Genomic DNA, 12,510 nt, shown 5'->3' with positions numbered 1-12,510 from the left:
AGCATGAACGCCCGCGATCACTTACGCAAATTCGCCAGCCGCTTTTTCCCCATCAGCAGCCAGCATACGCCGAGCACCACAAACCACAGCGGCGTGACCAGCAGCGCCTGACGGGTATCATCTTCCAGCGTCAGCAGCACCAGCACAAACGCAAAGAACGCCATGCAGACCCAGCACATCAGTTTGCCGAGCGGCATTTTAAACATCGACTGCGCATGCAGGTGCGGACGCTGTTTGCGATAGACCAGGTATGAGCACATGATGATGGTCCAGACGAACATAAACAGGATCGCCGAAACCGTCGTCACCAGCGTAAAGGCGGTGATCACATCGGGCTTCACGTAAATCAGCACCACTCCGCCCAGCAGGCAGATGCAGGAAAAGGTCAGGCCGGTCGCTGGCACCGCACGTTTGGACAGTTTGCCGAAGCTTTTCGGTGCCACGCCATCCTGCGCCAGACCGAAAAGCATCCGGCTGGTGGAGAACACCCCGCTGTTTGCCGAGGAAGCCGCCGAGGTCAGGACCACGAAGTTAATAATGCTCGCCGCCGCAGGCAGTCCCACCAGCATAAACAGTTCGACAAACGGGCTTTTGTTCGCCACGACCGAGTTCCACGGGGTGACGGACATAATGACAATCAGCGCCAGCACGTAGAACATAATGATGCGCAGCGGGATCGAGTTAATCGCGCGCGGCAGGGATTTCTCTGGATCTTTCGTTTCCGCCGCCGTGGTGCCGACCAGTTCGATGCCCACAAAAGCAAACACCGCAATCTGGAAGCCCGCGAAGAAGCCGCTAATGCCTTTCGGGAACCAGCCGCCGTTATCCCACAGGTGGCTAAACGAAGCCTCGACGCCGGTCGGCGACTGGAAATGCATCAGCACCATGACCAGCCCGACGATAATCAGCGCCACAATCGCGACGATTTTAATCATCGCAAACCAGAACTCCATCTCGCCGAACATTTTAACCGTCGCAAGATTCAGCCCCAGCAGCAGCAGGACGACCGCCAGCGACGCGACCCACTCGGAAAGTCCGGGGAACCAGAACTGGGCATAGGCGGTGATCGCTACCACGTCAGCCATCCCGGTCACTACCCAGCAGAACCAGTAGGTCCAGCCGGTAAAATAGCCCGCCCACGGGCCAAGCAAATCCGCCGCAAAATCGCTGAAGGATTTGTACTCCAGATTCGACAGCAGCAGCTCGCCCATCGCGCGCATGACGAAAAAGAGCATAAACCCGATGATCATATAAACAAAAATGATCGACGGCCCGGCAAGACTGATGGTTTTCCCGGAGCCCATAAACAGCCCGGTCCCAATCGCGCCGCCGATGGCGATAAGCTGAATATGTCGGTTGGTGAGATTACGTCGAAGAGACTGCTCGCCGGATGCCTGTTCGTCAGCAGCGGCTTTTATCTGATCTACCATGTGATTATCTTCTTGTGTACCTGTCTGTGTTGTTCAGGCTCTGCTGGCCTTTGATTGCGTGTTTTTATTTTCCCTTGTCAGGGATGCATCGATAGTAGGGAAGAATCGGCGGGATGAATACCTGGAATCAAATTAAATGTTAAATTTATGTTTAAAGTGAGTGTTATATCACTGTGATAATGATAGAAAGCTCACAAAAATACACCTGATAAATGGATTTGCAAGATAAAGTATTACGATCTTTCAAACTTAAGCATCTTGCACTGTTTCCCCTCCCTCCGCACAGGAGAGAGGGGAATAATCCTTACAGGATTTCCAGCAGCTCGACTTCAAATACCAGCGTGCTGAATGGCGGAATGGACGCGCCCGCGCCGCGCTCGCCGTAGGCAAGATTCTGCGGGATGGTCAGTTCCCATTTAGAGCCAACCGGCATCAGGGTCAGCGCTTCAATCCAGCCGGGGATCACGCCGTTAACCGGGAATTCAGCCGGTTCGCCACGGGCAACGGAGCTGTCGAACACGGAACCGTCGATGAGTTTACCGGTGTAATGCACACGCACGCGGTCGGTACGCGCCGGGATCGCGCCTTCGCCCTGGGTAATCACGCGGAACTGGAGACCGGATTCAGTGCTGTTCACACCTTCACGCGCGCCGTTCTCTTCAAGATACTTCACGCCGTCTGCCGCCATTGCCTGGAAGCGTTCGCGACGCACGGCATCCGCACGTTCATGAATTTCACGCAGCGCGCGATGCACAACATCTACCGGCACGGCAGGATGCTTGCCTTCCAGCGCATCAGCGATACCCGCAACCAGCGCTTCCGGCAACAGTCCTTCAAGGCCGGATTCGCTCAGCTGCTGTCCTACCTGTAAACCAATACCGTAACTTGCCTGCGCTTCGATAGTGTCAAAAGTCGGGGTGGCCATCGTCTTTCCTTTTCATACAATTTAAGTAGCGGGCAGCATAGCAGCCACGTCGCATCGGGTAAAACTTTGTCTCAGGGTTGATGACAAATCGCGCCGAAACAGAAACAATACGCGGATAAGAGTTTTCCCATTCTGGTGTCGCATCGTTTCCCTTTGCTGCGTACATCAGGCAGTTAGCCAACTATACTGATGCTACAGGACAAAAACATGCGGAGCAGGAGGAAAGCCATGCCCGGGCGCTTTGATGTAAAAACTACCCTGGCGAGGATCTGGCACGCGCCGGATGACGTTCGCCTCATGGACCCGCTTCCGCCGATGCATCGTCGGGGCATTATTATCGCCGCTCTGGTGGTGGTGACAGGTATCCTGCTTCCGTCTTCCGATAACAGCAATCCGCAGCCGGTGGTGCGCGATGCCCAACTGGATCTCCCGTCCTCCAGTCAGCAGCCGACAGCAGCCCCTCAACCCCAGCTGGTAGCCCCTTCCAGCGATCCCGGTGCCGTCGCCCCGGTAGAGCCAGAACCTGTCCAGGAACAACCGGACGACCAGGCACAGGCGCAAACCGCGCCGCCTCAACAGCAGCAGCCAACGCCGGGCATCGACCAGCAGTGGCGCGCCTACCGTATCGATTCCGGTAAAACGCTGGCACAGGTATTCCGCGATCATAATTTACCGGCGACCGATGTTTATGCGATGGCAAAAGTAGAAGGCGCAGGTAAGCCGCTAAGCACCCTGCAATCAGGTCAGATGGTGAAGATACGGCAGAACGCCAGCGGCGTAGTGACCGGGCTGACGATTGATATGGGCAACGGGCAGCAGGCGCTGTTTACCCGCCAGCCGGACGGCAATTTTATCCGCGCGCAGTAATTTCCTGCCCGCGCCAGAAAAGCAAAACGCCGACCCAGGGTCGGCGTTTTTACGCGTGTCTTAGAATAAAAACTTATTCTGCAACTACGTTTACAGTCAGCTTAGCAAACACTTCGCTGTGAACCTGGAAGCTCACTTCGTGCTCGCCAGTGGTACGCAGAACGCCGTTCGGCAGACGAACTTCGCTCTTAGCCACTTCAACGCCAGCTGCAGTAACAGCGTCAGCGATGTCGCGAGTACCGATGGAACCGAACAGTTTACCTTCGTCGCCTGATTTAGACGCGATAGTAACGGTTTCCAGTGCGTTGATTTTTTCAGCGCGAGCTTCAGCAGCGGACAGAACGTCAGCCAGTTTGGCTTCCAGTTCAGCACGGCGTGCTTCGAAAAATTCAACGTTTTTCTTGGTAGCAGGAACAGCTTTACCCTGCGGTACCAGGAAGTTACGAGCATAACCCGCTTTAACGTTAACCTGATCACCCAGGCTACCCAGGTTTGCTACTTTATCAAGCAGAATAACTTGCATTACCTTATCCTCTCAAAGTCGTATTAATGGACCGTGACCGATTACTGATGACGATCAGTGTACGGCAGCAGAGACAGGTAGCGAGCGCGTTTGATAGCGCGAGCCAGCTGACGCTGATATTTTGCACGGGTACCGGTGATACGGCTTGGGACAATCTTACCGCTTTCGGTGATGTAGTTTTTCAGCGTAGCGATGTCTTTATAGTCGATCTCTTGAACGCCTTCCGCGGTGAAACGGCAGAACTTGCGACGACGGAAATAACGTGCCATATGGCTAGTCTCCAGAATCTATCAATTCAATCTGCTCGGCATGCAGAACCATTTTACTCAGGCCGTTCTTTGCCTTGTGGCAAGAAATGAACCCCTGAACGGTTATGCGGCTGCCGACCGTTATACTGTGAGTAATGGCCTGGTTTTCGTGTCCGCTAACAATAACGGGCATTTGGCACCACGCCTGCCGGTGAAATCCGGCTTCCTCCTGCACAGAACGATGCTCAAGCACGAACTGGCAATGAGGAATTCCTGATGGGCTGACCTTTCGAAGGGGCATCCTGCACACGGTGCCGGACAACGCCAGACGGTTGGTCATCAGAAATTACTCTTCAGAATCCCCAGCATCTGCATCATCTGCGGTTTCGTTTGCGAAATCATCGCGACGCTCACGGCGCTCGTCTTTCGCTTTAACCATCGGAGATGCTTCGGTAACAGCGTGCTTAGTACGCATTACCATGCTGCGGATAACGGCGTCGTTGAAGCGGAAGTTAGTTTCCAGCTCATCGATCGCTTCCTGCGGCGCTTCAACGTTCAGCAGAACGTAGTGTGCCTTGTGCAGTTTGTTGATCGGATAAGCCAGCTGACGGCGGCCCCAGTCTTCCAGACGGTGGATCGTGCCTTCTGCTGCAGTGATTGCACCAGTGTAGCGCTCGATCATGCCCGGAACCTGTTCGCTCTGGTCAGGATGGACCATAAAAACGATTTCGTAATGACGCATCGAATTGCTCCTTACGGATTATTCAGCCTCCTGTCTGGGTCAGCCGAGGCCCGTGGAGGCAAGGAACGTGTTAAAGGTCGGCTGAAAAATGACGCGTCATAATACAAGCGTCCCCGGACAAAGACAAGGCGATTACCTGAATAATTATCCGGCGTGGGAAACGCCCCGGAAGTGGACCAGTTACATTCCGCGAATGTTAACAATTCCGGGGCGCTTAATTACTTCTGCCCGTAATAGGCGTTTGGACCATGCTTACGCATAAAATGCTTGTTCATCAGATAACCGTCGATGGGCTTCAGCTGCGGATTAATTCCGCGCGCCATCCACGCCATCCGTGCGACTTCTTCCATCACTACGGCGTTATGGACGGCATCATGCGCGTCTTTACCCCAGGCAAACGGGCCGTGCTGATAAACCACAATGCCCGGCGTGTGCAGCGGCTCGCTGTCGCCCAGCGTTTCGACAATCACTTTGCCGGTGTTGAGTTCGTACTCGCCCTGCACTTCGTCTTCACGTAACGCCCGCGTACAGGGAATATCACCGAAGAAGTAATCCGCGTGGGTAGTTCCCAGCGCCGGGATGGACAGCCCCGCCTGCGCCCAGGCCGTGGCGTGAGTCGAGTGGGTATGCACCACGCCGCCGAGCGACGGGTAGCGACCGTAGAGTTCAAGATGCGTGGCGGTATCGGAGGAAGGACGGTAGTGCCCTTCAACCACCTTACCGCACAGATCCACCACCACCATATCGTCCGCCTGCATGGTTTCATAGGCCACGCCGCTGGGCTTAATCACCACCAGCCCGCGTTCACGGTCAATGCCGCTGACGTTGCCCCAGGTGAAAGTCACCAGCCCGTAGCGCGGCAAATCCATATTGGCGGCAAAAACCTGCTGTTTCAGCTTTTGCATCAGGCGGCCTCCACCAGACCCGCGCGGGCCATCCGCGCTTTCACCCAGTCACGCGCTTTCGCCACTTCCCGCGCCGGGTCGTCGGACGTTTCGCTCCACATCTCAATCAGGTACGGCCCGCAATAGCCACTCTGTCTGAGCGTTTCGAAGCAGCGTTCGAAATCCACCACTCCGTCGCCAAACGGCACGTTTTTAAACACGCCAGGTTTGGTGTCTTTTATATGCACCGCCACGATATGCCCGATGCCCGCCTGAAGCTCCATCTGGACGTCGTTGTCCCACGCCGACAGGTTGCCGATGTCCGGGTAAAGCTGGAACCACGGGTTATTCAGATAGTGCGCGTAGCCCAGCGCTTTGCTGATAGAGTTCATCAACGGATAGTCCATGATTTCCATCGCCAGCGTGACCTGCGCCCGGCTGGCCATCTCCACGCTTTCCTTCAGCCCGTCGCGGAAACGACGGCGCGTTTCGTCCGTGGCCTGCTGATAATAGACGTCGTACCCGGCAAGCTGGATCACGCGGATGCCAACATCCTGCGCAAAGCGGATGGCTTTCCGCATGATCTCCAGCCCCTGGGCGCGAACGGCGTTATCTTCGCTGCCGAGCGGGAAGCGGCGATGCGCAGAAAGACACATCGACGGCACGCGCACGCCGGTTTCAGCGACCGCGTTCACCAGCGCCAGGCGCTGCTCGCGGCTCCAGTCGAGGCGCGCCAGTCGGGCGTCGGTTTCATCAACGGACATTTCGACAAAATCAAAGCCCAGTTCTTTTGCCAGCCGCAGGCGTTCCAGCCAGCACTCCCCGGCGGGGAGCGCTTTTTCGTAAATGCCGAGCGGGATCTGTTTCGACAGCATAACCGCTCCTTAGCCCCAAAGCTGGGCGATTGAGCGTTTGAACTGACGCGCGGCTTCTACCGGGGAGGCGGCGTCGCGAATGCTGCGACCGGCAATAAAGACGTGGATCGGAATGCCTTTAAACAGCGGCAGATCTTCCAGCGCCAGCCCGCCGGTGACGGTGACTTTGAAGCCCATTTCAGCCAGCCGTTTAATGGCGCTGATATCGGCGTCACCCCACGCCACGCCCGCCGCCTGCGCGTCACGGCTGCGGTGATACACCACCTGCTGAATGCCCGCGTTGCGCCATTCCTGCGCCTGCTCCCAGGTCCAGAAACCGGTCAGTTCGATCTGCACGTCGCCGTTAAACTCTTTCGCGACATCCAGCGCGCCTTTAGCGGTGTTGATATCCGCACAGCAGATCACCGTCACCCAGTCGGCGTTGGCTTCAAAACACATGCGGGAGAGGATTTTCCCGGCGTCGGCAATTTTCGCGTCCGCCAGCACGATTTTATGCGGATAGAGCGCTTTCAGATCGCGTACCGCACGCACGCCTTCGCCAACGCAAAGGATGGTGCCGACTTCAATAATATCCACCTCTTCCGCAATCAGGCGGGTCGTGGCGTAGGCGCTGTCCATCGTCTGGTTGTCCAGCGCAACCTGTAACATCGGTAATGACATAATGATTTCCTCTTAAACGGCAGCCGCACTGGTGCGGTCAATTAAATCAAGAACTTCCTGCGCGGTACGGCAGGCGCGAATACGGTCAAAGTTTTCTTCGTCTTCAAACAGGTTGACGATCTGCATGATGCCCACTTCCTGATGGGTGTTGGCATCCACGGCCGCCATGGTGATCAGAATATCGACCGGGTCGTTATCTTCATGGTTAAACACCAGCGGCGTTTTCAGCGTGACCAGCGAAAAACCGGTGCGTTTGACGCCCTCTTCCGGGCGACCGTGCGGCATTGCCAGCCCCGGCGCGATAACAAAATACGGGCCGTGCTGCGCGACGCCATCCAGAATGGCCTGGTAGTAGCGCGGCTCCACCACGTCGGCCTTCACCAGCAAATCGACGCCCAGTTTGACCGCTTCCTGCCAGTTGCTGGCCTCTGCCTGTAGCAGGATGGAATTATTGTCTGCAAGAGAATCTCGTAATTTCACAGGCCGCCCTTACTTCACGTCCTGCGGGAAATGTTCTTTGATCACTTCCAGCAGTTTCGGGCCAAAATCCGCAGGCGACAGCATGTTGCGCACGCCCACCACGTATTTGTTGCCGGAGACGGTAATTTCACCGGCGATATGGGTCGAGGCGATGATAATGTCCGCGCCGCCCAGTTCACTTTTGTACTCGCCTACCGCGCAGCTGTTCACCGTGTGGTCAATATTCGACTGGGTCAGAAACTGGTCCACTTTCATCTTCATGATCATGGAACTTCCCTGCCCGTTGCCACATACAGCCAGAATACGTACGGTCATAATCAAACTCCTTATTGAGCAGAAATCTCTGCCGGTTGTTTTTCTGCGTCTTCTTCAGCGCGCAGCGCGCGTCCCGCGAAGACCATATAAGCCAGTGCTATTGCGATGATGACGGCCATAAATGCAATGCCGAAGGAGACAAAGCCCTGCATCATCGGCGGTGCCAGAATCGACCAGTCTGCCATGCCCATCCAGGCGCTCATGCCGGTAAGTTTCACCGCCCAGACGCAGCCGAAGATCTCGATCATCCCCATCACCAGACAGATTTTCAGCGCCGCGCGCCAGCCACCGAAGTGGTTAGCGAACACACCGATGGTGGCGTTGGAGAAGAACATCGGGATAAAGCCGGGGATGATAAGGATGGAAGAACCACAGCCGACCAGGATGCCAACCGCAATCAACTGGCCGATAGTGCCCCACATAAAGCCCCAGACCACCGCGTTTGGCGCGAAGCTGTAAATCGCCGCACAGTCAATCGCCAGTACCGCGCCGGGGATAAGGCGCTGGGAAATGCCGTTGAACGCTTCGGACAGTTCAGCCACGAACATCCGCACGCCCTGGGTGATGATGAAAATGGCGACCGCAAACTGGAAGCCGGTTTGCAGGATGTAGATCGTCCAGTGGGTTTTGCCCGCCATCGCCTGCACCACGTCCAGCCCGAAGGAGAGGAGGATCGCGCCAAAGAAGATGGTCATCACAATGGCCGTCGAGACGATATTGTCGTGGAAAATATTCAGCCAGCCGGGAAGCTTCAGCTCTTCAACGCTTTCTTCTTTTTTACCGAGGAACGGCGCAAGTTTGTAAGCCAGCCAGGAAGCAAACTGCTGCTGATGGCCGATGGAGAAACCGCAGCCGTCGGTCACTTCCTGGGTCGGCTTGTACATCATGTTGGAGGTGATCCCCCAGTACAGCGACACCAGCACGGCGGTGCAAATGATGGTGGTCCACATCGAATACCCGGCGATATAGAAGAACACCGCAATCAGCCCGGCCTGCTGGAACATGATATGCCCGGTAAGCATGATGGTACGGATGCCGGTGATCCGGCGCAGCAGCACGTAACAGATGTTCAGCGCCAGCGCTAACAGCACCGCATATCCCACCCAGCTGTAAGCGTCCGCCATGCGTTCAATGGTCGCCATCATGGAGGCGTAGGTATCAGAGATCGCGCCGTTGATGCCGTAAACTTCAGACATTTTTTCAACTACAGGCTTAAAGGTGCCGGTCAGAATTCCCGAACCCGCCTGTAAAAGCATAAAACCGATAATGGTTTTGATCGTGCCCTTGATGATCACGCTGACGCTTTTACGCAGCAGGATGTAACCAAGACAGGTAACAATACCGAGCAACAACGGTGCGTTGGTCATCACCTGTTGGAAAAACACGGTAAAGATGTTGTAGAGGATATCCATAACGCTCTCCAGAAAGTGCAGGCACGGCTATTCAGAGCCGATGCATAGTGTGCTGCCACTCTAGCAATCAAAAGTAATCACAAAAAGATTGCGTTTGATTATTTGTGACGAATCCCGCAATTTATTTCCCCTCCGGGTGTAAGGCTTACATCGCTGGCAATAAAACCCCTTTACAATCAAAATATTAAATACAAATTTATTACAAAAATGCTTAAAAATAGCTCAGATAGCGGCAAAATCACTTTTTTCTAATAGCATGAAAAAGGCAATTTTCCCGTTGCAATGATGATTCGTTGGTGACAACATAAATCAAAAGTAATCATTTAATGATTTAATCTGAACGCTACAGGAGCGGTACAATGAGTAAAGTGACAACCATTACCCGTGAATCATGGATCCTCAGCACTTTCCCGGAATGGGGTAGCTGGCTGAATGAAGAGATTGAACAGGAGCAGGTCGCGCCGGGAACTTTTGCCATGTGGTGGCTCGGTTGTACCGGCATCTGGCTGAAATCCGAAGGCGGCGCGAATCTCTGCGTAGACTTCTGGTGTGGCACTGGCAAGCAGAGTCACGGCAACCCGCTGATGAAAAAAGGCCATCAGATGCAGCGCATGGCGGGCGTGCAGAAGCTTCAGCCGAACCTGCGCACCACCCCTTTCGTACTCGATCCGTTCGCCATTCGCCAGATCGACGCGGTGCTGTCCACCCACGATCATAACGATCATATCGACGTCAACGTTGCCGCCGCCGTCATGCAAAACTGCGCGGACGACGTGCCGTTTATTGGCCCGCAAACCTGCGTGGATCTGTGGATCGGCTGGGGCGTACCGAAAGAGCGCTGCATTGTGGTCAAACCGGGCGACGTGGTGAAAGTCAAAGACGTTGAAATTCACGCGCTGGACGCCTTTGACCGCACAGCGTTAATCACCCTGCCCGCCGATCAAAGCGCGGCGGGCGTCCTGCCGGACGGCATGGATCAGCGCGCGGTGAACTACCTGTTCAAAACGCCGGGCGGCACCCTGTATCACAGCGGCGATTCCCACTACTCCAATTACTATGCGAAGCACGGCAACGATCACCATATCGACGTCGCGCTCGGCTCCTACGGTGAAAACCCGCGCGGCATCACCGACAAAATGACCAGCGTCGATATGCTGCGCATGGCGGAAGCGCTGAACGCGAAAGTGGTGATCCCGTTCCATCATGATATCTGGTCGAACTTCCAGGCCGATCCGCAGGAACTGCGCGTGCTGTGGGAGATGAAAAAAGATCGCCTGAAGTACGGATTCAAACCCTTTATCTGGCAGGTCGGCGGCAAATTCACCTGGCCGCTGGATAAAGATAATTTTGAATATCACTATCCGCGCGGCTTTGACGACTGCTTTACCATTGAGCCTGATTTACCGTTCAAATCCTTCCTGTGATCCCTGTTACGAGGACGCCATCCGGCGTCCTCGTAAACACTTATCTTTAGCAATTCCAGGTCATTTCAAATATTATCTTTCCCCATCATAAATAATCGGAATCGCTCATGACGGAAGCGCAAAGACATCAAATTCTGTTAGATCAGCTCGCGCAATCAGGTTTTGTGACGGTAGATCAGGTTATCGCCAGGCTGGGGATCTCTCCGGCCACCGCTCGCCGCGACATCAATAAACTGGATGAAGGCGGCAAGTTAAAGAAAGTGCGTAACGGTGCCGAGGCCATCAGCCAGCAGCGCCCGCGCTGGTCGCCGATGAATATTCATCAGGCGCAAAATCATGATGAAAAAGTGCGTATTGCCAGAGCCGCATCGCAGCTGGTGAATCCGGGCGAAAGCGTGGTGATTAACTGCGGCTCGACGGCATTTTTATTGGGGCGCGAAATGTGCGGTAAACCGGTGCAGATCATCACCAACTATCTGCCGCTGGCAAACTACCTGATCGACCAGGAACACGAGAGCGTGATTATCATGGGCGGTCAGTACAACAAGAGCCACTCGATTACGCTTAGCCCGCAGGATAACGAAAACAGCCTCTATGCCGGACACTGGATGTTCACCAGCGGCAAGGGGCTGACTTCCGAAGGGCTGTACAAAACCGATATGCTGACCGCGATGGCGGAGCAAAAAATGCTTAACGTCGTCGGCAAGCTGGTGGTACTGGTCGACAGCAGCAAAGTCGGTGAACGCGCGGGAATGCTGTTCAGCCAGGCCGCGCAGATCGACCGGGTGATCACCGGTAAAAACGCCGACCCGGAAATTCTGAAAAAGCTGGAAGATCAGGGCGTCACCATTACCCGCGTTTAAAGATGCTGGCGGAAAAAATCCACCGTCCAGGCCAGCGCTTCTGGCGTAATGCGGTGACGCACGCCCGCCTGCCAGTGGCAGGTGAGGTGGCGATCCAACTGCGCCTCCCCCAGCGCCTGCTGTAAACGCCGCGTCCCGGCAGCCGGAACCACGTCGTCCTCTTCGCCGTGCCAGAGCATCAGTGGACGGTCAGCCAGCGTTGCCAGTTGCTGCGTCACATCCCAGCGCGCCAGCGATGGCTGTGGCTCCCGGGCAGGAAACAGCGTGCGGGAAAGCTGCGTAAAATAGCCGGAACCCATCAGGCTGGCGACGCAGGAGATGTCCGGGTACCGGGTCATCAGCCCCAGCGCCGTCATGCCGCCCATCGACGCACCCGCCACCGCCAGCCGCTGTCCGTCCACCCAGCCCTGCTGGAAAATCGCCTCACGCAATGCGCTAAATTCATGGAAGTTTTGCTGCAATATCTGCCAGAAATGGCCCATTCTGGTTTGTTCATCGCCGTTATACCGCGCGCCGTGCTCGCTGGCGTCCGGCATCACCACCCGAAAACCCGCCTGGGCCAGCGCAACGGCAAAATAGCTGTACACCAGCTTCGATGAACTAAAGCCATGATAAAACACGATGCAGGGCAACGGCTGTGCGCCTTTTCCGGCCGGGAAAGCGTGGATAATTTCATTATTTGCGAGAATCTGGACGTCAAGTTCAATCATGGGTTATCTCCTCTTATACTTGGGTATGCCACGCGGTGCAGTGCTGTATAAGCAATCACAATAAACGTCTGTACGGCAATAGTGAGAAGTGGCTTACGTTTTTTAAAAATTTTCATTCGAAAATAGCGGCTGAGCTAACAAATTGGGAACAT

General features: G+C 55.2%; 16 protein-coding genes. 3 read left to right on the top strand and 13 right to left on the bottom strand.

Translation table 11 applies throughout. The annotated features are described in order from the left end of the window. Positions 1-17: 17 nt before the first annotated feature. Positions 18-1,430 carry a D-serine/D-alanine/glycine transporter gene (gene cycA / locus RT197_RS04500; RefSeq protein ID WP_312947732.1) on the bottom strand — a complete coding sequence of 471 codons (1,413 nt, stop codon included), beginning with the start codon at positions 1,428-1,430 and terminating at the stop codon, positions 18-20. 304 nt (positions 1,431-1,734) lie between these two features. After that, positions 1,735-2,355: an FKBP-type peptidyl-prolyl cis-trans isomerase gene (gene fklB, locus RT197_RS04495; RefSeq protein ID WP_312947730.1), complete on the bottom strand. Its 621-nt coding sequence runs from the start codon at positions 2,353-2,355 to the stop codon at positions 1,735-1,737. Positions 2,356-2,583: 228 nt separating this feature from the next. On the opposite strand from fklB, the gene RT197_RS04490 reads away from it, so the two are divergent. Next, the gene (locus tag RT197_RS04490) at positions 2,584-3,222 is read left to right on the top strand and encodes a LysM-like peptidoglycan-binding domain-containing protein (RefSeq protein ID WP_312947728.1); all 639 of its coding nucleotides are present in this window, start codon (positions 2,584-2,586) and stop codon (positions 3,220-3,222) included. A 73-nt stretch (positions 3,223-3,295) separates the two neighbouring features. Here RT197_RS04490 and rplI read toward each other — a convergent pair whose 3' ends face one another. The 10 genes from rplI to ulaA all read right to left on the bottom strand — a co-directional run bounded on the left by rplI (position 3,296) and on the right by ulaA (position 9,361). Then, positions 3,296-3,745, bottom strand: a complete 450-nt coding sequence (rplI, locus tag RT197_RS04485; RefSeq protein WP_312947725.1) for a 50S ribosomal protein L9 — start codon at positions 3,743-3,745, stop codon at positions 3,296-3,298. Positions 3,746-3,786: 41 nt separating this feature from the next. Next, the gene (gene rpsR / locus RT197_RS04480; RefSeq protein WP_000135199.1) at positions 3,787-4,014 is read right to left on the bottom strand and encodes a 30S ribosomal protein S18; all 228 of its coding nucleotides are present in this window, start codon (positions 4,012-4,014) and stop codon (positions 3,787-3,789) included. A gap of 4 nt (positions 4,015-4,018) precedes the next feature. After that, positions 4,019-4,333, bottom strand: a complete 315-nt coding sequence (priB, locus tag RT197_RS04475; protein WP_012134407.1) for a primosomal replication protein N — start codon at positions 4,331-4,333, stop codon at positions 4,019-4,021. Between the two features lie 6 nt (positions 4,334-4,339). Next, positions 4,340-4,735 carry a 30S ribosomal protein S6 gene (gene rpsF / locus RT197_RS04470; protein ID WP_039055524.1) on the bottom strand — a complete coding sequence of 132 codons (396 nt, stop codon included), beginning with the start codon at positions 4,733-4,735 and terminating at the stop codon, positions 4,340-4,342. 218 nt (positions 4,736-4,953) lie between these two features. Further along, the gene (locus tag RT197_RS04465) at positions 4,954-5,640 is read right to left on the bottom strand and encodes an L-ribulose-5-phosphate 4-epimerase (RefSeq protein ID WP_312947705.1); all 687 of its coding nucleotides are present in this window, start codon (positions 5,638-5,640) and stop codon (positions 4,954-4,956) included. Beyond that, positions 5,640-6,494 (bottom strand): L-ribulose-5-phosphate 3-epimerase, encoded by an 855-nt coding sequence (locus RT197_RS04460; RefSeq protein ID WP_312947702.1) that lies wholly within the window; start codon positions 6,492-6,494, stop codon positions 5,640-5,642. The genes RT197_RS04465 and RT197_RS04460 overlap by 1 nt, the downstream gene beginning before the upstream one ends. Before the next feature lie 9 nt (positions 6,495-6,503). Next, positions 6,504-7,154 carry a 3-keto-L-gulonate-6-phosphate decarboxylase UlaD gene (ulaD, locus tag RT197_RS04455; RefSeq protein ID WP_312947699.1) on the bottom strand — a complete coding sequence of 217 codons (651 nt, stop codon included), beginning with the start codon at positions 7,152-7,154 and terminating at the stop codon, positions 6,504-6,506. A gap of 12 nt (positions 7,155-7,166) precedes the next feature. Continuing rightward, positions 7,167-7,634, bottom strand: coding sequence for a PTS ascorbate transporter subunit IIA (gene ulaC / locus RT197_RS04450; RefSeq protein WP_312947696.1), 468 nt, complete (start codon positions 7,632-7,634; stop codon positions 7,167-7,169). Positions 7,635-7,643: 9 nt separating this feature from the next. Further along, the gene (gene ulaB, locus RT197_RS04445) at positions 7,644-7,949 is read right to left on the bottom strand and encodes a PTS ascorbate transporter subunit IIB (RefSeq protein WP_312947693.1); all 306 of its coding nucleotides are present in this window, start codon (positions 7,947-7,949) and stop codon (positions 7,644-7,646) included. Between the two features lie 11 nt (positions 7,950-7,960). Continuing rightward, positions 7,961-9,361, bottom strand: coding sequence for a PTS ascorbate transporter subunit IIC (gene ulaA / locus RT197_RS04440; protein WP_312947691.1), 1,401 nt, complete (start codon positions 9,359-9,361; stop codon positions 7,961-7,963). Between the two features lie 359 nt (positions 9,362-9,720). Here ulaA and ulaG point away from each other — a divergent pair, with 359 nt between their 5' ends. Both ulaG and ulaR read left to right on the top strand, forming a co-directional pair. Next, positions 9,721-10,785, top strand: coding sequence for an L-ascorbate 6-phosphate lactonase (gene ulaG, locus RT197_RS04435; protein WP_312947688.1), 1,065 nt, complete (start codon positions 9,721-9,723; stop codon positions 10,783-10,785). A 107-nt stretch (positions 10,786-10,892) separates the two neighbouring features. Then, entirely contained in the window at positions 10,893-11,648 is a 756-nt protein-coding gene (gene ulaR / locus RT197_RS04430) for an HTH-type transcriptional regulator UlaR (protein WP_312947685.1), read from the top strand. On the opposite strand, the gene yjfP is transcribed toward ulaR, so the two are convergent. Beyond that, positions 11,645-12,358: an esterase gene (yjfP, locus tag RT197_RS04425; RefSeq protein ID WP_312947682.1), complete on the bottom strand. Its 714-nt coding sequence runs from the start codon at positions 12,356-12,358 to the stop codon at positions 11,645-11,647. The two genes, ulaR and yjfP, sit on opposite strands and share 4 nt — an antisense overlap. Positions 12,359-12,510: the final 152 nt, after the last annotated feature.

The sequence above is a fragment of the Superficieibacter sp. genome (assembly GCF_032071645.1).
GTDB lineage: Bacteria > Pseudomonadota > Gammaproteobacteria > Enterobacterales > Enterobacteriaceae > Superficieibacter.
The sequence above is the reverse complement of the archived record's forward strand: the minus strand, read 5'-3'. Positions and strand labels throughout refer to the sequence as shown.